The sequence below is a fragment of the Variovorax sp. H27-G14 genome, assembly GCF_046156345.1.
Lineage (GTDB): Bacteria > Pseudomonadota > Gammaproteobacteria > Burkholderiales > Burkholderiaceae_C > Variovorax.
Genome location: NZ_JAYLVN010000008.1, coordinates 223,234 through 248,830, shown reverse-complemented (window position 1 = coordinate 248,830; position 25,597 = coordinate 223,234). Strand labels below are relative to the sequence as shown.

Here is a 25,597-nt window from a genome sequence, read left to right as displayed (position 1 = left end):
TCGGCTGCAGGTCGGCTGCACGTTGGCTACAGGTCGGCAGCGCGCGCACGCTGAATCTGCCGCTTGGCCTTGGCGTCGGGCGCCTTATAGGTCGGCGACAGCCGGCGCTTGATGGACTTGATGGCAACGGCACGTGCGGCCTGGGCTTCGGCTTCAGCCTTGACTTCAGCTTCGGGCACATCGAGCTGCTGCAGCCACGCCAGCGTCTGCGCCGTGGGCGCGCCGCGAGCGGCGTAGAGGCAAAGGCGCTTCAGGAAAGGCTGGGCCGTGGTGTCGAAGGCCTTGACGACGACGCGCAGCACATCGCCCATCGCGGCTGCGTCGACCTGCACTCCGTCATCAAGGCTCAGCAGCAGGTTCAGCGCCGACAGCGCCTTCCATTCGGCATGCGTCGCGTCGGGCGATTGCCAGGTGGCAGCGTCGCAAAAGCCGAGCAGCGCCTGCACGCTCTGCACCGTCTTCACCTCTTCCAGCACGGCGATGGCGAAGCTGGCCAGGTCGGGGTCGGCCAGCAGCGTGCGCAGCGCGGCGACACCGCCGCGCCCGTAGGCCGCGCAGGTCTGCGCCCAGCACGCGAACGGCACGACGCGCGTGCCGTCTGGCAGCAAGCCGTTGCGCAGCCAGCCGTGCTGCGCGCAGAGCCGATCGATTTCGTCGGCACCGGCCGCGCCGTGAACGAGCGCGAAGCGGAGCATGTCTTCGACTTCCATGGCGCCGCCGTAGGCTGGGTTGGCTGGGCCTTTAGCAGCTTTGCGGGCGAGTGCGGTTAGGTTCATGTTTCGGGTTGCTGCGGACTTCAGGAAGACGCGAGTCGAAAAATATGGAGGAACTTGCGCGTCACTTCAGTCGTTTTCTCCGTGGCTCGGCGAGGGTACGTGGATGACAATCTTCCGCACTATTCAATACGCGGACACCGCTCGACGGAGGAACTGAAGATGGCTTATCTGAAAGAACTCAAGGTCACTTTCACACGCAAGCGCGTCGACGACGACTTGCTGAACAAACCAGTGGACAGCCCCGAGCAGGTGTTCGCGCTGTTCAAGGACATGCAGGACGAGACCAAGGAGAAGGTCGTCGTTCTGCACCTGAATCCGCAGCTGGAGGTTCTTTCTTATGAGCTTGCTGCGATCGGCACGGGAACCGGGGCGCTGGTTGAGCCGGTGGAGCTGTACCGCAACGCGATGCTGGCGAGGGCGCATTCGCTGATCGTGGTTCACAACCATCCTTACGGGACTTGCAAGCCTTCTCAGGCGGATATTGAGATTGCGGAGCGGTTGGTTGAGGTGGGGAAATTACTGGGGATGCCGTTGCAGGACTTCATCATTATTGGGGACGGGGGCTATTGCAGCTTTCGAGAAGACAGGCGCTTTTAACATTTTTTACGGGCGAAAGATAACCAATCTTTAAGACCATTTGAAATCCGAAGCTGGCATCAAATGTAATTGCATCTAACCAAAAAATTGATATCCCTAAATTTTTTTGCCTGCAACTGCACAAGAAAATTCTGCGGAAATTTTAATGGCATAAAAAACAAATCTCCCTTTAAATTTTTCGCAACTAATTTTATTTAACAAAGGCCGTTTATGGCAAGAATTACGAGACTGCCCGAGGTTCGCCCCCTGTCCGAAATCCTACCCAAAGGCACGGAAGGGGGAAAGGAATTTTCCAGAATTGTCGATCTTCTTCTTTTCTATTCCGCAACAAAAGAAGGTCGAACCGCGAAAATATTTAGTGACCGATCTGGTGATTACTTCGGACTGGATAGTTTTCAAGACCACCCAAAGAAAAAGGGTTGGAGCACGGGGTATCAGTACAAATTCTTTTCATCACCTCTCTCTGCATCTCATCGATCAGAGATAAAAAAGTCTTTACTAGTTGCAAACAAAAGCAAAACGAAGTCAAGAATTGAAAATTGGATACTTGTTACGCCAGATGACCTTTCCGAATCAAGCGGCCGATTGACGAAAGGGGACGTATCTTGGTTTGAGGGTTTGAAAAGTGAAAATGGAATTTCATTTAACATTGAGCACTGGGGCCATCGCAAGCTGCAAGCATTATTTTTGCTAGCACCCAGTTTGTGCCTGTTTTATTACCCAGAATTAGTAACAGAAGGCGCTCTAAAGAAGAAAAATATAGCAGCGATACGCGCTACTTACGATAAAAACCTTGTTAATACGTATAGTCGAATTGAATTTGTTGGGATGTCAGTATATAAGCCAGAGGCGACTAGAGGAGTAGAAATGGCTGACATTTACATTCCAGTTTCAGCGATGAAATACGGGTCGTCACCTAGAGATGATGAAAATAACAGAATAAATCCACTCTCATTTCTGGCAAGAGGGGCGCTTCACGTTGTTCTAGGTGACCCCGGATCCGGAAAATCCACTTTACTGAAATTTCTCGCTCTTGTCGGAAATTCTTCGCAACTTCAGTTGCGTTACACCGCCTTGCCTGATTCACGCTTGCCTATCCTCGTTATTCTAAGAAAATATGCCGATGCATTGCGCGAAAATAAAAATATTTCATTATTAGAATATATCTCTTTGTCAGCAAATGCTGATTTCAGCTTGAGGGGCGCTGATCAAGATTTCTTTGAGTACTATCTCGAATCAGGCAATGCGATATTGTTGTTTGACGGCCTGGATGAATTGCCCAACCCCGAACTTAAAAAAACCGTACGAGACCGTATCGATGCATTTTCCACGTCCTACCCTCTCAACACCGTTTTAATCACTTCTCGCATTGTTGGGTACGACAACGCATTTAGTTTTAATTCTGAAAAGTATGCACACTACACAATAGCGCCACTGACTCTTTCAGAGATGGATCAATTCGTATCTGATTGGTATAGAGTGCGACTTGAAAATGAATCTGAGCGCCAAATTTACGTCAATGATTTAAAGAGAATTTTTAGAAATCCGGAGCAAAAAGCAATCCGCAATCTTGCCGAAAACCCCCTGCTTTTAACAATTGTTGCTCTAGTTCATCGAATAGATGCGGTGCTGCCAGACGAACGTGTCGTGCTATATCAAAAATGCACGGAAACGCTACTAAATACATGGCACACATGGAAATATCGCGGCGTGGAATCTGTGGCAGGGCGCGGACGTGTTGAGCGCAGCAATAGGCGGCGCATCGAAGCCCTCGCAACGTATATGCAGTTAGCTGCTAGTACAACTACAAGTTCTGCCCGCACGATTTTAACGGAGGCAGAAGTTATGAGTGTGCTAGCCAAACACATTTTGGCCCACGAAGGAATTTCAAATCATGATGACGCGAACGATATTGCGGACGAATTTTTGCGTTTTGTTAGACAACGAGCAGGACTACTGATCGAAGTCGGCGAATCGCAATATAGCTTTGTGCACCTTACGTTTCAAGAATATCTGACTGCCACAGCCTTAGCTGTGGATATGGAATTTGGGGGTATTGAAAAGCTCTGGAATAAATGGAATCCGAAAACTGCAGACCCCCGATGGCATGAAATATTTAGACTGCTTGTAGCCGGGATGAAATCCGACAGTAGTCAAGAGTACCTAGTCAAGCACCTTATGCAGCTTAATAAAATTAAGCCGGCGTTTGAGCGCTTGTATCTTTTGGGGGGGATCTTGGTCGATGGCATTAAATGTACTGATGAACAAGCTCAAGCTATCGTCCGAGCGCTACTCTTTGCTCTGATAGATCAAAAGCTAGCTGAAGAACGGGATCGTCTGGTTTCCCTCTTGCGCGCCATCTTTAGCCGCTATCCTAATATTTGGCATACTACCTTACAGACTGTTTGGGTTGATACTCCGCGCCTGCGAGAACTTTTACTTCTAGCCGCCTTCGCCGTAGGGATGAATGTATCGGGTATAAATTCAATCCTATATCCGAAGTCGATCAATTGCGAACCCATCCAGATAATCCTATTTTCACTACTTTTCGGGGAAGTTTCGATTAATCATCAACTCCCCGAAAAACTCATTGCTCGCGCCAATAACTTTGAAGCACGAGTAACACTTAGTTCAGTAGAAAACCACGAGGCAAACGCTGCCGCCGTTTCTATCGAAGGCGCATTATCTTTAGCGCCTAATTGTCTTTCTGAATTTCATATGTTTTGCAGGGGCATGTTGGCGATTTTGGTTGGGCGCGGTCCATTTGCAGATTACTTTTACAACAAAACTTTTGGACAGGATACAACCGAAAATTCCGCATTTGAAATTTCACAGCACCGTGCGATTAGGTACATGAAAAAATGGCGGGAAGTCAGGATCGGCGACTACAGCAAGTGGCGAACGGAAGGAATCGCCAAGGCACTCGATGCTGCGGGCGGAATCGGCGGAAACTGGAGAAACCGATCAATCGGCCATGATGCGGAGGTGTGGTCGGTTCGAGATCTAATCAGAAACAAACTTAACATCAACGAAAATCATCTGGTTGCCCTGCGTCGAAATAATAGATTAGCGAAGTCTATTGATGGAGCTTCAATTCAGGATGCCGGTATTCATATTTTAATTGAATCTTTTAATTTAGAGCCAGCAGACCTATGGAGACATGCCCTTGGTGCTGGGCTTTCGCCAGTTTTGAATAGTAGAAAAATTGCTTTTACACAAAAAAACCTAAGTGACTTAGAAGGAAAAATTTCTTCAGGGACAAGTACTGATCGCCAAAAATGGGAGATTGCCAACTTTCTTCTTTATGATATTTGGTTGTACGTGATCTGCGGCCACGAATCTTTAGAAGATAGTCCCGTCGCAGCTCTCGAATTACTTGTGAGCCCATCAGAGCATCCTGCGATTCAGATAGCACTCGCCTTCCGACGAGCAGCATATGGTGATGACGATGGAGTCTCCCTATTTGCAAATTATGCAAACCAATCCGACGGTGGCATCGCCGAAATTATTAAATGCGCCTTCTACACCGAGGCAATGAAAATTCACCAATAGAACAACGGGTGGAAAAGCAGAAAAACAGTGCTGGCAAAAGTGTGATTTTTTAATTAAGCACTACCGTCAATAATCCGCGCTTCACCCTGAATGGTGCCCTGGCCGACAAATAAGCGTCGGTAGGGTAATCATCTGGTATCAAACCATAAAGATGCGGTTGCCGCATAAACCTCCTACCCCATACTCGTAAGCTTCAGCAGCAGCTGTTCGACCGAGCCATCCTTAGTGCCACGCTAGATCTGCGCGATCACCAACTAGAGAAAACCTCTATCTCGGCGTCGGCCCGCCCAGTTCCCTCGAGCCCTCAACTTCAAGGTGGATAGCTCCTTCAGCCCAAGTCAAGGCGAATACCTCTCAGCAGCAGCGATTTCATCTCCGATTCTGCTGTGCTGCCAAACCCTTCCACAACCAACACGCTGCCTTCATTCAGCAAGTCCTGCCCACCACTCATGCGCGCTGAGACAATCGGTGCTGCCACGGTCCAAATCAAAGTCGGCGTTGTAGTTCCCGGCAGTTTTGGGGGGCCACCATCAGTACGCGGACCTGGAAGAGGGTGGCCTGCACATCGGAGAAGGCACTTTTGTGCCGTCTGGACGGCAACTGTTCGGCGGCAGTCGGATCACTCCACCACCGCCCCAGAACTCTTCACAATCCCCGCCCACTTCTCACTCTCCCGAGCAATCAGCGCCGCGTATTCAACCGGCCCACCCAGCAACGGCACAGCCCCTTCCACGTCCAGCCGCGACTGAAATTCCTTCTCCCCTGCCACCTTCAACATCTGCCCCGCCAGCTCGTTCACAAACGCAGCCGGCGTCCCGCGCGGCGCAAGAATTCCATAGGTCAGCGTGCTCTCGAAATCCGCCAGCGCACCCAGGCCCGACTCCATCACCGTCGGCACATCGGGCAGCGACGGCAAGCGCTTGGCGCTGGTGACCGCAATGGCGCGCAGCCGGCCGCCCTTCACCAAAGCCAATGCCGGCGGAATCACGCTGAACATCATGTGCACCTGCCCGCCCGCGAGGTCGGTCAACGCGGGGTTGGTGCCTTTGTAGGGAATGTGGGTCAGCCTGGTGCCGGTGCGCTCGGCGAAGAACTCGCCGCTCAGGTGTCCGCCGGTGCCGCTTCCGCTGGACGCGTAGTCGATGGCGCCGGGGCGCGCCTTGGCCTCGTTCACCAGGTCGGCGATGGTGCGGATCTTCGAGCTGGCGGGCACCACCAGCACCAGCGCGGACGACGCGAACATGGCCACCGGTGCCAGGTCTTTGCGGGGGTCGAACTTCAGGCCCTTGTAGAGCGCGGGGTTGATCGACACGGTGCCGGTGTGGCCCAGCAGCAAGGTGCTGCCGTCGGCCGTGCTGCGCACCACTTCGCCGGTGCCCAGGTTGCCGCCGGCACCGGGCTTGTTGTCGACGACGATGCTCTGCCTGCGCAGCTCGCCCAGGCCCTTGGCCATCTGGCGCGCGAACACGTCGTTGCCGCCGCCGGGGGCGAAGGGCACGACGATGCGAATGGGTTTGGCGGCGTCGTGAGCCGACGCGTTGGATGCTTGTTGCTGCTGGCCCTGCGCAAAGGCTGGCAGGGCGGCTGCCGCGGAGAGCAGGCCCAGCAGCATCTCGCGCCGGGTGGTTGAAGAGGCAACAACGACTCGGCGCGAGGTGAAGGTCATGACCTGCTGTGTGTCAGACGCGTTCCAGGATCAGCGCAATGCCCTGGCCCACGCCAATGCACATGGTGCACAGCGCGTAGCGCCCGCCGCTCTTGTGCAGCTGGTTCACGGCGGTGGTGGCCAGGCGCGCACCGCTGGCGCCCAGCGGGTGGCCCAGCGCAATGGCGCCGCCGTTGATGTTCACGCGGGCGTCGTCGTCCTTCAGGCCCAGCAGGCGCATCACGGCCAGGCCTTGTGCGGCAAAGGCTTCGTTGAGTTCGATGACGTCCATCTGGTCGATGGTGAGGCCGGTGAGCGCCAGCACCTTCTGTGTGGCGGGTGCGGGGCCGATGCCCATCACGCGCGGTGCCACGCCGGCGGTGGCCATGCCGACCACGCGAGCGCGCGGGGTAAGGCCGTGCTTGGCGGCGCTGGCTTCGTCGGCCAGCAGCAGCGCGCAAGCGCCGTCGTTCACGCCGCTGGCGTTGCCTGCCGTGACGGTGCCGTCGGGGCGCACGATGGGCTTGAGCTTGGCCAGCGCCTCCAGCGTGGTGTCACGCGGATGCTCGTCTTTGTTGACGATGACGGCGTCGCCCTTCTTTTGCGGCACGCTCACGGGCACGATTTCAGCGTCGAAGAAGCCCGACTTCTGCGAGGCCACGGCGCGCAGTTGCGAGTTGAGCGCCATCAGGTCTTGCGCTTCGCGCTCGATCTTGTAGTCGGTGGCCACGTTCTCGGCCGTCTCGGGCATGGAGTCGACGCCGTACTGCGCCTTCATGAGTTTGTTGACGAAGCGCCAGCCAATGGTGGTGTCGTACACGGCGTTGTTGCGGCTGAAGGCGCTCTCGGCCTTGGGCATGACGAAGGGCGCGCGGCTCATGCTTTCCACACCGCCGGCAATCATCAGGCCGGCTTCACCGGCGCGAATGGCGCGGGCTGCAGTGCCGACCGCATCAAGGCCGGAGCCGCACAGGCGGTTGATGGTGCCGCCGCCCACTTCGAGCGGCAGGCCGGCCAGCAGCGCGGACATGCGCGCCACGTTGCGGTTGTCTTCACCGGCCTGGTTGGCGCAGCCGTAGAGCACGTCGCCCACGGCTTGCCAGTCGACGTTCTTGTTGCGTTCCATCAGCGCACGCAGGGGCACCGCGCCCAGGTCGTCGGTGCGCACGCTGCTGAGCGAACCGCCGTAGCGGCCGAAGGGGGTGCGAATGGCGTCGCAGATGAAGGCTTGGTTGGTCATGGTGTGTGTGTGTCTCTTGGAGGTTTTGAATGAATCAGGCGGCGGGTGCAGCAGGTGCAGCAGGTGCAGCAGGCGCAGCAGGTGCGATGGGCAAGCCGACCAGCTTCTCGAGCTCTTCGCGGCTCAGGCCGTCGACCAGGTCGACGAGCTTCAGGCCCTGTGGCGTGCATTCGAGCGTGGCCAGGTCGGAGTACACGCGCTTGACGCAGGCGATGCCGGTGAGCGGATACGTGCACTCTTTCACCAGCTTGCTCGCGCCCTGCTTGGTCAGCAGATCCATCATCACCCAGGTCTGCTTGGCGCCGATGGCCAGGTCCATGGCGCCGCCCACTGCGGGAATGGCGTCTTTCTCGCCGGTGTGCCAGTTGGCCAGGTCGCCGGTGGCCGACACCTGGAACGCGCCGAGCACGCAGATGTCGAGGTGGCCGCCGCGCATCATCGCGAAGCTGTCTGCGTGGTGAAAGAACGAGCCGCCCGGCAGCAGCGTGACGGGTTGCTTGCCTGCGTTGATGAGGTCGTAGTCTTCTTCGCCGGCCTCGGGAGCGGGGCCCATGCCGAGGATGCCGTTCTCGCTCTGCAGAATGACTTCGCGGCCCTTGGGCAGATGGTTGGCCACCAGCGTGGGCTGGCCGATGCCCAGGTTGACGACGGCGCCGTCGAAGATGTCTTGTGCCACTCGCGCTGCGAGCTGGTCCTTGGTGCGACGTGTGTAAGTCATGGTCATGCTGCCTTCTTGAAACCGCCGGCTTGCGTCGCCACGCGTTCGATGCGCACCACCTGGTGCACGAAGATGCCCGGGGTCACGATGGTCTCGGGGTCGAGGGTGCCCAGCTCGGCAATGTCGTGCACGGTGGCCACTGTTTTCTTGGAGGCCATGGCCATCACCGGGCCGAAGTTGCGCGCGGCCTTGCGGTAGACCAGGTTGCCCCAGCGGTCGCCACGCTCGGCCTTGATGAGCGCCACGTCGCCGTGAATGGGGTACTCCAGCACGTACTGCTTGCCATCGATTTCGCGGGTCTCGCGATCGCCCGCCAGTTGCGTGCCGTAGCCCGTGGGGCAGAAGAAGGCGCCGATGCCGGCGCCCGCCGCGCGAATGCGCTCGGCCAGGTTGCCCTGGGGCACGAGCTCCAGCTCCAGCTTGCCGCTGCGGTAGAGGCCGTCGAACACCTGGCTGTCGGCCTGGCGCGGAAAGCTGCAGATGATCTTGCGCACGCGGCCGGCCTTCAGCAGCGCCGCAAGGCCGGTCTCGCCGTTGCCCGCGTTGTTGTTGACGACGGTGAGGTCCCTGGCGCCCTGCTCGACCAGGCCGTCGATGAGTTCGTTGGGAATGCCGGCCGTGCCGAAGCCGCCGATGAGAACCGTGGCGCCGTCTTGAATGCCTGCCAGGGCATCCGCGACCGAGCGCGCGATCTTGTTGATCATGAAGCTTGTCTCCGGGTGTGAGGAAAGAAGAAGCAGAACGCCCCGCGTGATCTGCCCGATTCTGCGAACCCTGAAAATGTTCGTCTAAAGAACATTTGTTCGTATAATGAATTTTAGAGAGGATCGCGCACCATGGCAACCCAACCGGTCACACCCGCCCCCGGCGACAGCTACGTGCAGTCGTTCGCGCGCGGCCTGCAGGTCATTCGCTCGTTCAGCGCCAACGCGCCGCATCAGACGCTCAGCGAGGTGGCGGCCGGCAGCGGGCTCACGCGCGCGGGGGCGCGCCGCATTCTGCTCACGCTGCAGACGCTGGGCTATGTGGTGACCGACGGCAAGCTCTTCACGCTCACGCCGCGCATCCTCGACTTGGGGTTTGCGTACCTGTCGTCCATGCCGATCTGGAACCGCGCGGAGCCGGTGATGGAAGACCTGGTGCGCGAGGTGCAGGAGTCTTGCTCGGCCGCCGTGCTGGACGCGACCGACATCGTGTACGTGCTGCGCGTGCCCACGCAGAAGATCATGCGCATGAGCCTGGGCGTGGGCTCGCGCTTGCCGGCCTATTGCACGTCACTGGGCCGGCTGCTGCTGGCCGACCTGGAAGACGACGCGGTGCGCGCGCGGCTGGAGGCCTCCAACATCGAGGCCATGACCAAGCACACGGTGACCGACATCGACGCACTCATGGCCAAGGTGGCGCAGGCGCGCAAGCAGCAGTGGTGCCTGGTGAACCAGGAGCTGGAAGAAGGCCTGATCTCGGTGGCCGCGCCCATCGTCAACCGCCAGGGGCGCATGGTGGCGGCGCTGAACATCAGCGGGCAGGCCAACCGCACGAGCGCAAAGGTGATGCAGGAGACGATGCTGCCCGCGCTGGTGGACGCGGCGCGGCGGGTGTCGCAGTTGCTTTAGGGCGTGAAGGTCTGGCGGCGCGCGGCCTGCTCGCGCACCACTTCGGCCAGCGCAGCAACGGCGGTATCGATCTGCTCGACGCTGGCCGTCACGAACGACAGCCGCAGGGTGCGCGGGTCGCCCTCCCCCGCATAGAACGGCGCACCGGGCACGAAGGCCACGTTGCGCGCGACCGCATGCGCCAGCAACTGCACCGCGTTCATGCCCTGTGGCAACCGCAGCCACATGAACATGCCGCCCGCCGGCTTGTTGAACGCCACATCCAGACCCTGCATGTCGCGCACGAGCGCGGCGTGCATCGCATCGCGCTGGCGCCGGTAGAGCGCGCGAATGGTCGGCACGTGGCGCTCCAGGAAGCCGTCTTTCATCACCTCGAACACCAGCCGCTGGTTGAAGCCCGGCGTGTGCAGGTCGGCCGCCTGCTTGGCCTGCAGCAGCTTGGGAAAGATGTGCTTCGGCGCGACCATGAAGCCCAGCCGCAGCCCCGGCGCCAGCACCTTGGAGAACGAGCCCAGGTAGATGCAGCCTTCGGGGTTGCGCGCCGTGAGCGGTGGCGCGGGCGGCTCGTCGAACCACAGGTCGCCGTACGGGTTGTCCTCGACGATGGGCAGCCCCGTGCGCGCCGCAACCGCGCAGACGGCGGCGCGGCGCTCCTCGGTCATGGTGCGTCCGGTGGGGTTCTGGAAGTTGGGCAGCAGGTAGGCGAAGCGTGCGCCCGCGGCCTTGGTCGCGAGGTCGTCGGGGCGCACGCCCAGCGCGTCGCTGGCCACGCTCACCACCTCGGGCTCCATGGGCGCGAAGGCCTGCAGCGCGCCAAGGTACGTGGGCGTTTCCACCAGCACCTTGCTGCCGGGATCGATCAGCACCTTGGCCAGCAGGTCGAGCCCCTGCTGCGAGCCGGTGGTGACGAGCACCTGCGCCGGGTCCACCTGCCAGGGCAGCATGGCCGCGATGGCCTCGCGCAGCGGCGCATAGCCCTCGCTGGAGGCGTATTGCAGCGCGCCCTGCGCGTCGTCGGCCAGCACCTTGGCGCAGGCCTGCGCGAAGGCCTCGACCGGAAAGGTCTTCGGCGACGGCAGGCCGCCGGCCAGGCTCACGATGCCGGGTTTCTCGGTGACCTTCAGGATCTCGCGGATCACCGAGGGGTTCATCTTTGCCGCGCGCGCGGCCAGCGTCCAGTGGGTCATGTCAGAGCTTGAATTCCTTGGCCTGCTTGATCACCGCGGCCTTGTCGAAGTCGTTCACCTCGTCGATGAGGTCGTTGGTGAACACGCCGTTCACATCGCCGATTTCTGCGGCGAGCCTGGGGTTCTTGCTGGTCTCGGCGGCGGTGTCGACGTTGGACGCCCACTCCGCCACGCTGGATGCGCCGATGCGCTTGTCGGTGTCGTCGGCGCGGCGCATCCAGTTCTCCTTACGGTCTTTCAGGATGAATTGCAGCTCCTTGCGGGCCTCGTCCTCGGTCTTGCTTTTGGACTTGCTCTCGGGGTAGAGCGCCCAGTGGATGTTGATGGCCTGGTCGAGGTTGGTGTGCGCAAAGAGCGTGGATTTTGCGATGCCGCGAAACAGGCCCACCAGGCTCTTGCGGTCTTCCTTCAGCGTCTTCTTGCGCACGCAGATCCAGCCCGAGCCAACCTCGGCGTACTTCGGCGGCAGCGGCACGTAGCGCAGCGGCACGCCCACCATCTCGATGCGCGCCGCGCCGGTGTCGTAGGTGACGATGGCGTCCACGCGGTCTTGCGTCAGCGCCTGGCCGGCGGGAGCACCGTCGCCCACGGCGATGTACTGGTTGGTCGAATCGTCCAGGCCCAGCTCCAGAAGAATGGTCTTGGTGACGACGATGCCCGGGTCGCCCTGGCTGCGCACGCCAATGCGCTTGCCTTTCAGGTCGGCCGCCGTGCGGATGGGGCTGCCGGGCTTCACCACGATCACGTTGGCATTGCGCGGCAGCCATTTGTAGGCCGCCACCAACCCCAGGTTCGGGTCCTTGGCCGCAGCGGGCAGGAAGATGCCGGGCGCCACGGGCCCGAAGGCCACCTGCTCGGTCATGAGCGCCTGCATGGCCTGCGCGATGCTGCTCATGTTGACGTACTCCACGTCCACGCCCTCCGACTGGTAGTAGCCCAGCTTCGGATGCCGGCCCGCCGTGATGAAGGCCTGCTGCGCGTCGTTGACGCCCGCGGAGTTGGCCACCTTGAGGATCTTCGGGGACTGCGACTGCGGCTGAGACTGCGCCAGTGCCAGTCCGGGCGCCACGCCCAGGGCCGCGCCAAACGCGCCAAGCGTCATGTTGAACCTGCGTCTATCGAGCATGAAACATCTCCTGGAGAGTGAATGAGACTTGGCCGGCCGCGCCCACGCTAGGCGTTGACGGTGCGCTTGTGCGTCTCCACCGGCATCCAGTGCAGCACGCGCCGCTGCACCACGCGCAGCACGCTGGTGAGCGCAATGCCGATGACCGACAGCACGATAAACACCGAGAAGCTGCCGCCCGTGTCCATCTGCGCGTCCATTTGCAGAATGAGCACGCCCAGCCCGGCCTGTGCGCCGACGAACTCGCCCACGATGGCGCCCACCACCGCAAAGGCCGCGGCCATGTCGAGCCCCGCGAAGATGTACGGCAGAGCGCTCGGGAACTTGGCCTTGCGAAAAATCTGCCACGGCGTGGCCGACAGCGAGCGCAGCAGGTCGATGCGGTCGGGGTCGATGGCCTTGAAGCCCGCGATGCTGGTGACCAGCACCGGAAAGAAGGTCAGCATGCACACGATGGCCACCTTGGAGCTGATGCCAAAGCCCAGCCACATGACGATGATGGGCGCCACCGCGACCTTGGGAAGGCTCTGAAAAGCGGCCACGTAGGGCTGCAGCACGGCCTCCACGCGTTCCATCTGCGAGATGGCCACGCCCAGCGCCAGCCCGATGGCGCTGCCGATGAAAAAGCCCAGGGCGATTTCCGCGAGCGTGATGGCCGTGTGAAACCACAACCCGTCCTTGGCCATGACACCGGTCGCCAGGCCGCGCCACAGCGCCACCATCACCTCGCTGAACGGCGGTATCAGGAACTTGGGCACGCTGAAGAAACGCGTGCCGCCTTCCCACGCGGCGAGCAGCACCACGAGCAGCACGAGCGAGGCGGTCTTGTTCGAGCGCAGCGCGCGCTTCAGCGCCGAGGGGCGTTGCACGGCGCAATCGGCGATGGTGGGCTCCGTCGAAATCGCGGCGTGAGAAATTGCAGTGTGAGAAATTGCAGTGTGAGAGAGGGGTGTGCTGGACATGCGAGCCTCCTGGCGTGGCGAAACGGTCAGTCGAAGGAACCGGTGTGGTCGAAGATGCCGCGAATCTCGTGCGCCACCTTGGCAAAGGCCGGCGTGCCCATGGCGTCCATGGTGCGGGGCCGGGGCACGTCGACACGAATCACGCGCTCCAGCGAGCCGGGCCGCGCGGTCATGACGAAGACCACGTCGCCGAGAAAAATGGCCTCTGGAATCGAGTGGGTGATGAGGATCACGGTCTTGCCGCTCTCCTGCCAGATGCGTTGCAGCTCCAGGTTCATCTGCTCGCGCGTCATGGCGTCGAGCGCCCCGAAGGGTTCGTCCATCAGCAAGATCTTGGGGTCGTGCAGCAGAGCCCGCGCAATGGAGGCACGCTGTTGCATGCCGCCGCTCAACTGGCGCGGCAGCTTGTGCTCGAAGCCGTCGAGCCGCACCATGTGCAGCAGCTGCATGGCGCGTTCGCGCGCGGCCTTCATGTTCAGCCCCAGCACCTCGGCGGGCAGCATCACGTTCTCCAGAATCGTGCGCCACGGCAGCAGGATCGCGCTCTGGAACACCACGCCCACGTCGTTGCGCGTGCCGCGAATCGGCTGGCCGTCCATGGTGACGCTGCCCTGCGAATAGTCGAGCAGCCCGGCCACGATGCGCAGCAACGTGCTCTTGCCGCAGCCGCTGGGCCCGACCACCGACACAAAGCTGCCGTTGGCAATGGTGCAGTTGATGTCCTTCAGCGCCAGCACGCCGCCCGTGCCCGGCGCGCCGAAGGTCTTGGAAAGGCCGCGAATTTCGATGTGGCTCATTGGGATGCCTTCGTGCTTCGCACCGCGGTGCAAGTGGGCTGCGGCTCGGGCTCGGGCTCGGGCTTGGGGAGTGCCGGCGCGGCGCTCATGGGGTCTGCTCGAAGAAGCGCGTCAGGGCTTGCGCCACCAGGGCGGGCGCCTGCAGGCAGGTGGCGTGGCCAACGCCGGGCAGCAGCAACTGGTGGGCGTTTTCTATCCACATGCCCATGTCGAAGGTGAGGTGCGCGGGCACCACGCGGTCGCTGTCGCCGGCCAGCAGCAACGTGGGCGCGGCGATGCTGGCCGGGCGAATGTCGGCGCTCGACGCCACGGCCTGCGCACGGCGCACCGAGCGCTCCGACGATGGGTGCACCTGGCTGAAGAAATCGCGCAGCGCGGGGTTCTGCGCAAGGTAGCGCTCGGGAAAGAACATGGCCGCCAGCTGGTGCGAGGTGTGCGGCAGCCCGGCGCGCAGTGTGGCAATGGCCTGGCTGCCGTCGGGGTTCAGTTCGGCCAGCGAATACGGCAGCGCCCATGTGCTGCCGAGCACCAGCTTGTGGACCACGTCGCCGTGCGTTGCAGCCAGCACCTGCGCAATGCGACCACCGAACGAGCTGCCGAACACGTTCACGGCCGGCAGGCCGAGCGAGCGCACCAGCGTCTTCGCGTCCAGTGCCAGTTGCGCCAGCGTTGAAGCCTGCGGCGGGCTTTCTGTTTCACCGCAATCGCGCTGATCGTAGGCAATGACGGTGAAGCGCTTGGCCAGCAGCGGCGTGATGGCATCGAACATGTGACGACTCGCCTCTGCACCGTGAACCAGGAGCAGAGGCGGCCCATCGCCGCTCATTGTGTAAGCGGTTTTCGCATCGCCGGTGATTGCGTGAGCGGTCATGGCTTGTGGCCTGCCCGGCTTTGCTGCTGCGGTTGTTGTTCTTCTTCGAGGAAGAAGGTGAGCTCCACCTTCAACCCCTTCGGGTCGCGCACGAAGACCTGGTGCAGCGGCCAGCCCGGCACGGGTGCCTCTTCATACGCAATGCCGTGCGCGCGAAAGTGGGCGCGTGTCTCCTGCAGCCCCTGTGCGCGAAACGAGATGTGGTCGAGCGGCCCGGTGCCGCCCTTGGCAGGTTCGTCGAGAAACGCGGCGAGGTGAACGATCGGCTGCCCGTGGCTGTACAGCCAGTTCCCGGGAAAGGGAATGACGGGCCGGGGGCCGTCGGTCAGGCCGATGTGCACCGTGTAGAACGCGAGCAACGTGTCGAGTTCATCGGGCGTGCAGCCCAGCGTGTAGTGGTGGAGCGCAATGACGGGCATGGTGCTTTCCTCTTTCAGCCGATGAGCTGGTCCAGCGCCGAAGCCAGTTCGGCGGCCGGGTCCGAAGGCTGCCACGGCATGCGCCAGGCAACGTGACCGTCGGGTCGCACCAGCACCGCGCCGCGCAGGCCAATGAGCAGGCCGTGCTTTTCGGCGTCTTCCTCGAGCTGGCGGGTGTCGATCTGCAGGTCTCTGCGGGCCGACACCTCTTTCGCGGCCTCCAGCCAGGCCTCGCCCTTCAGGCCGACCACCAGCACGAAGTGCTTGTCGAACCAGTCGAGCGTGGAGCGCTTGCGCGCCAGGTCGAGCCAGAGGTGCGGAAAGCGCCCGCCGGGCCGGTCGCTCGGCTCGTACGAGCGCGTGCGCATCGCGGGCTTGGCGGTGCCGTCGGGCACGAGCGCGCCTTCGTCGTAGCTGAACCCGAGGCTCTGGCCCACGCTGTGCACGTGGTTCTCGGTGTCCTTGATCCAGAAGTTGATCTCGTCGATGTTGCCGCGCCGAAAGGCCTCGTCGGTCTTCAGAAAGCGCTGGGTGTTGCCGTAGCTGAAGTCGGCGTTCGACTCGGCCACGGGCCGGCGTTCCTGGTCGTAGCTGTCGAGCAGGCGCTCGCTCGCGCGCCCCTTGAGCACAAGGTCGAGCTTCCAGGCCAGGTTGTGCGCGTCCTGAATGCCCGAGTTCATGCCGTAGCCGCCGCTGGGCGGAAAGCGGTGCGCCGCGTCACCGACCAGAAACACGCGGTTCTTGCGAAAGCCCGTGGCCACCTGCCGGCTCAGCCGCCAGATGGAGCGGTTGATGACCTGCACGTCGAGGTTCGGCAGGCCGGTGTGGATGCGCGCAAGGCGCACCACCTCTTCGTCGGTGCGCTCGCCGGGGCGCTCGTCCTTGTCCGCGCCGATCTTGATCAGGCTGAGCCAGCGGTCGCAGCCGTTGGTGTTGAGCACCGAGGCCATGGGCACATTCGAGTCCCTGGGCACCACGCGGAAGGCGGCCGTGTTGGCGGCGCCGCGAATGCCGCTGAGGTCGGCCTTCCAGTACTCGTTGGCCATCACCGCCATGGTGGAGGGGCCGCGCATTTCCAGGCCGCTGACGCGGCGCACGCTGCTGCCCGCGCCGTCGGCGGCAATGAGACAGGCGGCGTCCCACGCAACGGTCTCGCCGGTCTTGAGGTCGCGCACCGTGACCTTCACGCCTTGCGGGGTGTCGGTGTAGTCGACGAACTCGGTCGAATAAAGAATGTGGTTGCGGCTGGTGCCGGCGGCGCCAAGCTCACGGGCGTGCTTCAGCAGCTCTTCTTCCACCGCGTCCTGCGAGAGGATGCATTTCCAGGCGGGCGACAGGCCAATGTTGACCTCGGGCAGCGTGCGGCCGTATTCGTGGCCCGCCATCGACTCGACGAACGCGAACATGTCGGAGTTGTCGGGCAGGCCGCGCGCACGCATGCGCTCCTCGATGCCCCACTGGCGAAAGATCTCCATGGTGCGGCTCCAGCAGCCGCGCGCCTTCGGGTGGTCGGTGGTGGACGAGGCCCGCTCGACCATCACAAAGTCGATGCCGAAGCGGTTCATGAGGATCGCCATCGAGAGGCCGACCGGGCCGCCTCCAACAATGAAGACGGCGGTTCGCGCCGGGGATGCGGCGTGCTGCGAATTCTGCGTGGCTGTCATGAGGAGGCCTTTGAGAAGGAAGCGATGAAGGTCGGTGTCAGCTGCCAGCTTGCGCCTTGCCCAGCCAACAGTGAAGCCCGGGCGCGGGCACGATCCAGCGCGCCGCCAGCAGTGCAAGCAAGCGCACGGCCAGCACCTCGTGCGGTTGCCAGCGGCCGCGCACGCCAAACACGTTGAAGGTGGCGATGCAGGTGGTGCCGCGAAGAATCGGCACGTTGATGACGGCGTTCAGGCCCAGCGGCGCCATGAGGCTGTAGTCGTCGAAGACCTCGGCAAGCACATGGCTGCCTTCGGCCACGAAGACCTGACCGCGAGCGAACAGGGTTTCGGTCCAGGGCGTGAGGGTCTTGCGCTTGCGCCCCGACACCGGAAACTCGTTGGCATTGGACGAATAGAAGCGCTGCAGCTGCACCTCGTTGGCCGGGTCGGTCGCGGTGGTCACGTTCAGGTTGATGCTGAAGGTGACGGGGCCGACCATCAGGCGCAGGAAGCCGTCGATCAGGTGCATGGCGCTGTCGACGTCCCTGGTTTGCTCCAACGCGTCGAACAGGTTCGCGCAGAGGGCTGTGGCCAGCGGGCTGGTGGCTTCGGGTGGCGTGAACATGAAGGGCAGTCTAGGATCGGCCATTCACCAATTCGCGCTCTTTTTTGATAACGCTATAACCAAACGCTTATGGCCAAGAACCCTGGCTCGCTTTCATCGCCTGCATCGCCTGCATCGCCTTCATCGCCTGCATCCACCGCCCCTCACGACCGCGCGGAGCAACTGCGCCACACCCTCGTGTCTCGCCTGAAGATGCGCCACCTGGCCCTGCTGCAAAGCGTGCACAGGCACCGCACGCTCAGCCGCGTGGCGCTGGAAATGCGGCTGAGCCAGCCGGCCATCACCAAGGCGCTGAAGGAGGTGGAAGAGATCTTCATGACACCGCTGTTCGAGCGCACCAGCCGCGGCCTGAACCCGACGCCCGCGGGCGAGGCGGTGCTGCACTACGCGCTGATCTCGCTCGCTGACATGGCGTCGACCGCCAAGGTGCTGACCGCCATCGACACCGGGCTGACGGGGCGCGTGCGCATCGGCGTCACGCCGCACGTGCCCGAGGCACTGCTGAATGCCACCTTCACCCACCTGCTGGGGCAGACGCCGCGCGTGGCGGTGATGGCCAGGGAAGGCACCACCGACGAGCTGGTGGCGCTGCTGGGCGCGCGCGAGCTCGACTGCGTGATCGGGCGCTCGTTCCATGGCGGCATCGACATCGACATCACGCAGGAGGCCATCTACCAGCAGGTGCCTTGCCTGCTGGTACCGGTGAAGAGCCGGGCGCGCCTGTCGAAGGGGCCGCTGGACTGGCGCAGGCTTGCCGCGCTCGACTGGATCATGCCGCCGCCGAACACGCCGATGCGGCGCACCTTCAACGCGATCTTTCTGGGGGCGGGCGTGCAGCCGCCCTCGCCCATGGTGGAGACGTGGTCGCTGCGCAGCATCGACACGGTGCTGCGCAGCGAACCCAATGCCGTGACGATTCTGGCGCGCGACGTGGCGGCGGAACTGGCCGCAGGCGGCGCGTGCGCGGTGCTGCCCTACGCGCTGTCCTGGAACCTGCCGCCGATCAGCTTCTTCGTGTCGCAGAGCATCGCGCAGCAGCCCACGGTGCGGGCGTTGGCAACAGCGATACGCAATGCGGCGCTGGGGCTGGGGGCTTCTGCGAAGAGCTGACTGGCGCCCTGCATCGGCACGCCGCTCAGCTCTCGGAGCGAATGCCCTTCATGATGATGACGCCGCCCAGCCGTGTCGTGTCCGCACGCATGCGCTTGGCCAGCATGTCGGGCGACCCGGGCTGCGCTTGCCAGCCGGTCTTGAGCAACGCCTGGCTCACGTCTGGCGAGCTGATCACCTCGACCAGCGCGGCGTTGAGCCTGGCGACGGCCGCGGGCTTCATGGCGGCGGGCGCGGCCAGTGCGGTCCATATCTCCAGGTCGGCGCCGCGCACGTCGGCGTCGCGAAGGGTGGGCAGCTCGCCGGCCAGCGCGCTGCGCTCGGGCGAGGTCACGCCGATGGCCTTGAGCTTGCCCGACGCGATGTGCGGCATGGCCAGGCCCGGCGGCAGCAGCGCCAGTTGCACCTCGTTGGCCAGCAGGCCCGCAATGACCTGCGGGTTGCCGGTGTAGGGCTTGTGCTGCGCGGTGATGGCCGCGCGGCTCTTGATGAGTTCCATGCCCAGGTGGCCCACGGTGCCCACGCCCGGCGTGCCGTACCTGGCGGCACCGGCGAGGTTGCGCACCCACAGCAGCTGCTCGGCCGCGGTCTTGCCGGCGGCACTGCCCGACACCACCAGCACCAGCGGCGCGGTGCCGATGAGGCCGACGGGGGCAAAGTCTTTTTCGGGGTCGAAGGGCAGCGACGGGTTGAGCAGCTTGGCAATGGTGAGGTTGCCGTTGATGAGCGCGCCGATGGTGTGGTCGTCGGTGGCCTTGGCGACCAGCTCGGCCACGGTGTTGCCGCTGGCGCCGGGTTTGTTCTCGACCACCACCGGCTGATGCAGCAGCCTGGACAGCGGCTCGGCCACGGCGCGGGCGGCAAGGTCTGGCGATGCGCCGGCCGGGAAGCCCACGAGGATGCGCACGGCCTTGGTGGGCCAGGCAGTGTCGGCGGCGCTGCCGCGCTGCCGCGACCAGGAAGCCTTGGCAAACAGCGATGCGGCAACAGCGGCCGCGCCGCCTTCGAGCAGGCGGCGTTTGGTGATCGTCACGTGAACTCCAGAGAGAAAGTAAAGCAGGGAAAACTTGAGGCCATAGCTTACACAGAGTTACATAAGGCGCTTCATGAAGCAAACCTTAAGAGCGACCCGGGCAGGGGCTTTAGCATGGCCCGCGACATCGCATCGCAGCGTTGCCGACGCATACCAACGACAGGGAGAACAGGGAGAACCCACGCCATGATCGAATTTTTCAGGACCAAGGAACGCATTCGTTTCCTGCTCTACGTGGGTGCCATCGCGGTGCCTTTGATACTGGTCAGCGCATGGCTGGTCAGCCGCATGGAAGACTCGGCCGCGGCCGGCGGCGAGCCCGACGGCCAAGGCGGCCTGCACTACCGCATCAAGGAAAAAAGCGGCGCCAAGGCGCTGCCCGCGCCGCTGGCCACCTTGCTGTCGGTGCCGCCGAACACCGCAATGACCGACGTGAACGTGAGCGCCGACAGCAACAGCCGCGTGACGAGCGCATCGGTCAAGGCTTTCAGCACCGACGACTTCAAGACCGTCGCGGCCTTTCACAGACCTGCGCTGTCGCCCGTGACCTACGAAACACCCACCCAGCTCTGGGGCGTGCGCGACGGGTACGAAATCAAGATCTCGCAAGAGAAGAAGATCTTCGAGGACGACCCGTACAAGGACCGCACCAAGCTCGAGTACTACGTCACGCCCGCGAAGAAGCCTTGACAGCAGCAGCAACGGCGGCAGCAGGAGTGCCAGCGGCCACGGGCTGCAGCACCAGCTTGCGCTGCGTCGGAAACAGCGACCACCCCCAACGCTGCTGCGCGTAGCCCCACAGCCCTTGCTTGAAGAACAGCGTGACCAGAATCGCAAGCAGCCCCAGGCCCAGCAGGTACCAGGTGCCGTAGTCGCTCAGAAATTTGTTCAGCGCCCAGAAGATGAGCGCGCCCACCAGCGGCCCTTCGATGCGGCCGATGCCGCCTATCACCACCATGAAGATGGCAAAGGCCGTCCAGTTGACGCTGAAGGCCGCGTCGGGGCTGATGCGCAGGTTGCCCACAAAGTACAGCGCGCCCGCCAGCCCCGCGCCAAAGGCCGCCACCACATACACCGCGAGCTTCATGCGCGCGACCGGAATGCCCTGCGACTCGGCCGCCACCTCGTTGTCGCGGATGGCCAGCAACGCCAGGCCGCGCTTGCTGCGCAAGAACAGGTACACCAGCGCAACGGCCGCCACCACGCAGGCCAGCGCCATCCAGTAGGTGGTGCTCTCGCGCGTGGCCTTGTCGATGCCGCGCAGCGCGGTGAGCGTGGTGCCAGAGCCCCCACCCACCGCCGACACATTGGCAAAGCTCAGGCGAAACACCTCCGCAATCACCCAGGTGCCAATGGCGAAGTAGCCGCCCGACAGGCGGAACGCCACGAACGACACGGGCACGGCGACAAGCCCCGCGGCCAAGGCGCCCAGCGGTATGGCAACGAAGGGGTTGAGCCCCGCGAAGTTGCCCAGCATCAGCATCACGTAGCCGCCAAAACCGAAGAAGGCCTGCTGCCCGATGCTGACCATGCCGCCGTAGCCGGCCAGCAGGTTCCACATCATCGCGAAGATGAAGTAGCAGGCAATTTCGACGAACTCGCGCATCCAGCTCGACTCGCCCCACCACGGCAGGCTGGCGGCCACGAGCACCAGCGCAATGCCGATGGCCAGCGCGGCGCGGCTCGCGGCGGTGGCACGCTCCACGGCAATGAGGGGTGGGGGCATGTGTGTCATCGGCTTCATCCACGGGTCTTGGGAAACAGGCCTTGGGGTCGCACCACCAGCACCAGCAGAAACACGATGTGCCCGGCCCAGATGCCCCAGCCCGGGTCGAGCCGAAAGCCGATCTGCTGCGTCACGCCCAGAATCATCGCGCCGGCCAGCGTGCCCCAGAACGAGCCCATGCCGCCGATGATCACGGCCTCGAAGGCGAAGAGCAGCAGCAGCGGGCCGTCCGACGGCGACACGGTGGTGCGCATGCCCTGCAGGGCCCCCGCAATGGCGATGAGCACGAAGGCAATGGCCGTGGCAAAGGCATAGACCTTCTTCGCGTTCAGCCCCATGAGCTCTGCAATTTCGCGGTCGTCGGACACCGCGCGAAACGACCGGCCCAGCGACGTGCGCGCAAACAGCCACTGCAGCGCGCCCGTGGCCACCACCGCGATGGCCAGCACAACGAGCGGCAACACGCCGACCGACATGTCGCCCAGCGCCACGCCCTGCGTGCTGAGCCCGCCGGTCTCGATGGCGCGCGGGTCGGCGGAGAACAGCTCCAGCAGCAGGTTCTGAATGACGATCGACAGGCCGAAGGTGACCACCAGCGACGGCAGCGGGTCTTTGCCCAGCGTGCCGTTGAGCACATAGCGCTGCAACGCGTAGCCGAAGCCGAAGGCCAGCGGCAGCACCGCGAGCGCGACGAGCGCCACCATCCAGGGCGCTGCGCTGCCCGTGAGCGACAGGCCCGCGATGACCGCGAACGCGCCCAGAATGATGAAGTCGCCCTGCGCCGTGTTGGTGAGCCGCATCACGCCGAACATGAGCGACTGGCCTAGCGCAAACAGCGTGTAGAGGCCACCGAGCAGCACGCCTTGCACGAGGGTTTCAAGCATGGGCGGTCTCCGTGTGGGTGCCGTTGCCGGTGCCGGTGCCGATCCCGATCCCGAAGTAGGCCTGCGAGATCTGTTCGCGCGTGAGGTCGATCGAATTGCCTTGGAGCGACACGCGGCCTTCCTGAAAGCAGTAGATGCGGCGCGACACCTGGCGCGCCATGGTCACGTCCTGCTCGACGATGACCACCGTCATGCCCTCGCCGGTGATGGTGGGCATGGCGGCATAGATCTCGCGGATGACGATGGGTGCGAGGCCCAGAGAGAGCTCGTCGCACAGCAGCACCTCGGGGTTGCTCATGAGCGCGCGGCCCAGCGCAACCATCTGCTGCTGGCCGCCTGAAAGCGAGGTGGCCGGCTGCTGTCGCTTCTCGGCGAGGATGGGGAACAGCGCGTACAGGCGCTGCAGGTTCCACGGGCCCTTGCGTGCGGCGGTGGCGCCCATGAGCAGGTTCTCTTCCACGCTGAGGCTGGGGAAGAGGCGGCGGCCTTCAGGGACCATGGCAAGGCCGCGGCGCACGATGTCGCCGGGGGGCAGGCCGCCAATGGGCTGGCCCTTGAAGCGGATCGCTTCGCGCGGTGCGCGCACCAGGCCGGTGAGGCTTTTCAGAAAGGTCGACTTGCCGGCACCGTTGGCGCCGATGATGGCGACGAGCTCGCCCTGGGTCAGCGAGAAGTCGATGCCGAAGAGGGCCTGGGCGTCGCCGTAGAAGGCTTGAAGGGCGTGGGTGTCGAGCAGGGCGTTCATGGCATTTGCTCCCTCCCCTTCCGGGGGAGGGCTGGGGTGGGGGCCAGCGGCAGGCGATGAAGCACCGTGCCCAAACCAGCGCCGTCGTGCCCCCATCCCAACCTTCCCCCGGAAGGGGAAGGAGCAAGGCAGGACACGCGCGTCGCGCAGCGCGTTCTGGGTCTTTGCTCCCTCCCCTTCCGGGGGAGGGCGGGGGTGGGGGCCGGCGGCACGCGATGAAGCACACAGGCCAAACCAGCGCCGTCGTGCCCCCATCCCAACCTTCCCCCGGAAGGGGAAGGAGCCATGCGCAGACAGGGCGCGCTCATGCCTCCATCCCCATGTACACCCGCCGCACCTCCGCATCGTTCATCACCACCCGCGGCTCCCCCTCCGCCAGCTTCTGCCCGAAGTTGATGACCAACAACCGGTCCGCCAGCGACAGCAGCGCATGCACCACGTGCTCGATCCAGATCATCGTCACGCCGCGCGCCTTGATGCGCTTGAGCTCGCCCACCAGCACCGCCGCCTCGGGCTCCGTGAGCCCGCCCGCAATCTCGTCGAGCAGCAGCAACTGCGGCCGCGTGGCCAGCGCGCGTGCCAGCTCCAGCCGCTTGCGGTCCAGCAAGGTCAGCCCGCCCGCAGGCTTGTTCGCATGCGGCATCAACCCCGTTTGCGCGAGCACTTCGTGCGCCGTCTGCCAGGCCTCGCGTTCGGTCTGCTGCCCGCCGAAGCACGCGGCCGTCACCAGGTTCTCGAACACGCTCATGTTGCCGAAGGGCTGCGGCACCTGGTAGCTGCGCCCGATGCCCGCGTGGCAACGCTGGTGCGGCCTGAGCCGTGTCACGTCGCGGCCCGCGTACTCCACGCGACCCGCATCGGCGCGCACGTCGCCGGAGATCAGGTTGAACAGCGTGGTCTTGCCCGCGCCGTTCGGCCCGAGAATGCCCAGCGTCTCGCCTTCGGCCACCGACAGCGAGATGGCGTCGGTGACCTTGAGCGCGCCGTAAGACTTGCTCACGGCATGCAGTGCCAGCAGCGTCATGGCGTTCTTTTTTTCAGAGCAGCCGCAGTGTGCCGCCGGTGGGAATCTGGGTGGCGGCCTCGTTGTTCACGATGGTCAGCTCCACCTTGTACTTCTTGCCCTTGCCCCACTGGCCGAGCACCAGCGGTGTCTTGCTGACGTTCTTGAACGGCCCCTGCCCGCCCCACTTCACCGGCCCGACGACCGAGTTGATCGACGTTGCGGCCACCGCATCGCGCACGTCCGAAGCCTTCAGCGACTTGGCGCGCCCCAGCGCATTCGCGGCCACCTCGAACAGCGCATGCGCAAAGCCGATGGGCTGCGTCCACTGCTTCTTCACGCCGGCCTCGTAGGCCTCGGCCAGCGCCTTGGCGCTTTGCTGCGTGAGGCTGGAGGTGAACGGATGCGACGGGCTCCACCACACCTCGGTCGACAGGCCGTCGCCCAGGTCGCCCAACGCCTCGATGGCGCCCGGGAACAGCAGCGCCTTGCCCAGCGTGATCACCTTTGGCTTGAAGCCCTGCTGCCGCGCCTGCGTGAGAAAGGTCTTGGCGTCGGGCGGAATCACCACGCCGGTCACGATCTCGCAGCCCGCGCTCTTGAAGGCCGCAATCTGCGCGCTGAAGTCTTGCGTGCCGTTCTGAAAACGCCCCGGGTCGGTCAGCGTGAAACCCATGGCCGCCAGCGGCTTGGGAAAACCCAGCTCCTTGTCGCCCCACGCGTTGCCGTCGCCGTCGTTGGGGAACAGGCCGCCCACCTTCTTGTTGGTGGCCAGCGTCTTCCAGCCGTTGGTGAAGTTGGCGATGACGTCTTCCAGCCCCCAGAACATGTGGTACGTCCAGTTGAAGCCCTTGGCCGGGTCGCCCTTGCGCCCGAAGAACCACGGCTGCCACGGCACCACGCTGGAGATGCAGGGCACCTCGTTCAGCTCGCAGGCATCGCTCACCGGGTTGGCGGTTTCAGGCGTGCCGGCGGTGAGCACCAGCGCCACCTTGTCTTTCAGGATCAGGTCGTTGGCCACCTCGCCCGCGCGGTTGGGGTTCGACTGGCTGTCTTTCAGCACGATTTGCACGGCGTACTTTTTTCCGCCCACGGTGATGCCGTCCTTGAAGGCGGCCTTCATCTGGTCGATGACCCATTTGTCGGCCTCGCCGAAAGGCGCGAGCGGGCCGGTCTGCGGCGACACGTAGCCGATCTTCAGCGTGTCGGCCGCGAACACCAGCGGCGTCGCGCCCGAGGCCACCAGCGCGGCCGTGGCCTGCGTGAACTGTCTGCGATTGAATGTCATGGTTGTCTCCTTCTTTTGTATGTGCCTGGCGCAAAGG

The 25,597-nt window shown here is 63.2% G+C and carries 24 protein-coding genes; 5 read left to right on the top strand and 19 right to left on the bottom strand.

What is annotated here, in order from left to right:
- Positions 1-26 precede the first annotated feature (26 nt).
- Positions 27-710 carry a hypothetical protein gene (locus tag VLK31_RS20425; protein ID WP_409170254.1) on the bottom strand — a complete coding sequence of 228 codons (684 nt, stop codon included), beginning with the start codon at positions 708-710 and terminating at the stop codon, positions 27-29.
- Positions 711-935: 225 nt separating this feature from the next.
- Here VLK31_RS20425 and VLK31_RS20420 point away from each other — a divergent pair, with 225 nt between their 5' ends.
- A complete protein-coding gene (locus tag VLK31_RS20420) occupies positions 936-1,373 on the top strand; it encodes a JAB domain-containing protein (RefSeq protein ID WP_409170253.1) in 438 nt (145 codons plus the stop codon).
- A 210-nt stretch (positions 1,374-1,583) separates the two neighbouring features.
- Complete coding sequence (locus tag VLK31_RS20415; protein WP_409170252.1) at positions 1,584-4,925, top strand: NACHT domain-containing protein; 3,342 nt, start codon at positions 1,584-1,586, stop codon at positions 4,923-4,925.
- A 619-nt stretch (positions 4,926-5,544) separates the two neighbouring features.
- On the opposite strand, the gene VLK31_RS20410 is transcribed toward VLK31_RS20415, so the two are convergent.
- The 4 genes from VLK31_RS20410 to VLK31_RS20395 are packed head-to-tail and all read right to left on the bottom strand — an operon-like array spanning position 5,545 to position 9,232.
- Entirely contained in the window at positions 5,545-6,591 is a 1,047-nt protein-coding gene (locus tag VLK31_RS20410) for a Bug family tripartite tricarboxylate transporter substrate binding protein (protein ID WP_409170251.1), read from the bottom strand.
- A gap of 13 nt (positions 6,592-6,604) precedes the next feature.
- A complete protein-coding gene (pcaF, locus tag VLK31_RS20405; RefSeq protein WP_409170250.1) occupies positions 6,605-7,810 on the bottom strand; it encodes a 3-oxoadipyl-CoA thiolase in 1,206 nt (401 codons plus the stop codon).
- Between the two features lie 34 nt (positions 7,811-7,844).
- Entirely contained in the window at positions 7,845-8,534 is a 690-nt protein-coding gene (locus VLK31_RS20400; protein ID WP_409170249.1) for a 3-oxoacid CoA-transferase subunit B, read from the bottom strand.
- Positions 8,531-9,232: a 3-oxoacid CoA-transferase subunit A gene (locus tag VLK31_RS20395; RefSeq protein ID WP_409170248.1), complete on the bottom strand. Its 702-nt coding sequence runs from the start codon at positions 9,230-9,232 to the stop codon at positions 8,531-8,533. The genes VLK31_RS20400 and VLK31_RS20395 overlap by 4 nt, the downstream gene beginning before the upstream one ends.
- Before the next feature lie 132 nt (positions 9,233-9,364).
- Between VLK31_RS20395 and VLK31_RS20390 the strand changes: the two genes are divergently transcribed.
- A complete protein-coding gene (locus tag VLK31_RS20390) occupies positions 9,365-10,141 on the top strand; it encodes an IclR family transcriptional regulator C-terminal domain-containing protein (RefSeq protein WP_409170247.1) in 777 nt (258 codons plus the stop codon).
- Here the strand turns inward: VLK31_RS20390 and VLK31_RS20385 are convergent.
- From VLK31_RS20385 to VLK31_RS20350, 8 genes are all read right to left on the bottom strand, one after another.
- Complete coding sequence (locus VLK31_RS20385; protein ID WP_409170246.1) at positions 10,138-11,328, bottom strand: PLP-dependent aminotransferase family protein; 1,191 nt, start codon at positions 11,326-11,328, stop codon at positions 10,138-10,140. The genes VLK31_RS20390 and VLK31_RS20385 overlap by 4 nt on opposite strands.
- A 1-nt stretch (position 11,329) precedes the next feature.
- A complete protein-coding gene (locus VLK31_RS20380) occupies positions 11,330-12,454 on the bottom strand; it encodes an ABC transporter substrate-binding protein (protein WP_409170245.1) in 1,125 nt (374 codons plus the stop codon).
- A 47-nt stretch (positions 12,455-12,501) separates the two neighbouring features.
- Complete coding sequence (locus VLK31_RS20375; protein ID WP_409170244.1) at positions 12,502-13,323, bottom strand: ABC transporter permease; 822 nt, start codon at positions 13,321-13,323, stop codon at positions 12,502-12,504.
- 119 nt (positions 13,324-13,442) lie between these two features.
- The gene (locus VLK31_RS20370; RefSeq protein ID WP_409170243.1) at positions 13,443-14,213 is read right to left on the bottom strand and encodes an ABC transporter ATP-binding protein; all 771 of its coding nucleotides are present in this window, start codon (positions 14,211-14,213) and stop codon (positions 13,443-13,445) included.
- Positions 14,214-14,298: 85 nt separating this feature from the next.
- Positions 14,299-15,039: an alpha/beta fold hydrolase gene (locus VLK31_RS20365; protein ID WP_409170287.1), complete on the bottom strand. Its 741-nt coding sequence runs from the start codon at positions 15,037-15,039 to the stop codon at positions 14,299-14,301.
- A 41-nt stretch (positions 15,040-15,080) separates the two neighbouring features.
- On the bottom strand, positions 15,081-15,503 hold the full coding sequence (locus VLK31_RS20360) for a hypothetical protein (protein WP_409170242.1): 423 nt from the start codon (positions 15,501-15,503) through the stop codon (positions 15,081-15,083).
- Between the two features lie 14 nt (positions 15,504-15,517).
- Positions 15,518-17,167, bottom strand: coding sequence for an FAD-dependent monooxygenase (locus VLK31_RS20355; protein ID WP_409170241.1), 1,650 nt, complete (start codon positions 17,165-17,167; stop codon positions 15,518-15,520).
- 37 nt (positions 17,168-17,204) lie between these two features.
- On the bottom strand, positions 17,205-17,771 hold the full coding sequence (locus VLK31_RS20350) for a GAF domain-containing protein (protein ID WP_409170240.1): 567 nt from the start codon (positions 17,769-17,771) through the stop codon (positions 17,205-17,207).
- 69 nt (positions 17,772-17,840) lie between these two features.
- Between VLK31_RS20350 and VLK31_RS20345 the strand changes: the two genes are divergently transcribed.
- Complete coding sequence (locus tag VLK31_RS20345; RefSeq protein WP_409170239.1) at positions 17,841-18,881, top strand: LysR substrate-binding domain-containing protein; 1,041 nt, start codon at positions 17,841-17,843, stop codon at positions 18,879-18,881.
- A gap of 25 nt (positions 18,882-18,906) precedes the next feature.
- Here VLK31_RS20345 and VLK31_RS20340 read toward each other — a convergent pair whose 3' ends face one another.
- Positions 18,907-19,914, bottom strand: coding sequence for a Bug family tripartite tricarboxylate transporter substrate binding protein (locus VLK31_RS20340; protein ID WP_409170238.1), 1,008 nt, complete (start codon positions 19,912-19,914; stop codon positions 18,907-18,909).
- Between the two features lie 186 nt (positions 19,915-20,100).
- Here VLK31_RS20340 and VLK31_RS20335 point away from each other — a divergent pair, with 186 nt between their 5' ends.
- Positions 20,101-20,604, top strand: a complete 504-nt coding sequence (locus VLK31_RS20335) for a hypothetical protein (RefSeq protein ID WP_409170237.1) — start codon at positions 20,101-20,103, stop codon at positions 20,602-20,604.
- Here the strand turns inward: VLK31_RS20335 and VLK31_RS20330 are convergent.
- The 5 genes from VLK31_RS20330 to VLK31_RS20310 all read right to left on the bottom strand — a co-directional run bounded on the left by VLK31_RS20330 (position 20,582) and on the right by VLK31_RS20310 (position 25,560).
- Positions 20,582-21,640 (bottom strand): branched-chain amino acid ABC transporter permease, encoded by a 1,059-nt coding sequence (locus VLK31_RS20330; protein WP_409170236.1) that lies wholly within the window; start codon positions 21,638-21,640, stop codon positions 20,582-20,584. The two genes, VLK31_RS20335 and VLK31_RS20330, sit on opposite strands and share 23 nt — an antisense overlap.
- A gap of 14 nt (positions 21,641-21,654) precedes the next feature.
- Complete coding sequence (locus VLK31_RS20325) at positions 21,655-22,524, bottom strand: branched-chain amino acid ABC transporter permease (protein ID WP_409170235.1); 870 nt, start codon at positions 22,522-22,524, stop codon at positions 21,655-21,657.
- On the bottom strand, positions 22,517-23,269 hold the full coding sequence (locus VLK31_RS20320) for an ABC transporter ATP-binding protein (protein ID WP_409170234.1): 753 nt from the start codon (positions 23,267-23,269) through the stop codon (positions 22,517-22,519). The genes VLK31_RS20325 and VLK31_RS20320 overlap by 8 nt, the downstream gene beginning before the upstream one ends.
- A 304-nt stretch (positions 23,270-23,573) precedes the next feature.
- Complete coding sequence (locus VLK31_RS20315) at positions 23,574-24,293, bottom strand: ABC transporter ATP-binding protein (protein WP_409170233.1); 720 nt, start codon at positions 24,291-24,293, stop codon at positions 23,574-23,576.
- A gap of 13 nt (positions 24,294-24,306) precedes the next feature.
- Complete coding sequence (locus VLK31_RS20310; RefSeq protein WP_409170232.1) at positions 24,307-25,560, bottom strand: ABC transporter substrate-binding protein; 1,254 nt, start codon at positions 25,558-25,560, stop codon at positions 24,307-24,309.
- Positions 25,561-25,597 lie beyond the last annotated feature (37 nt).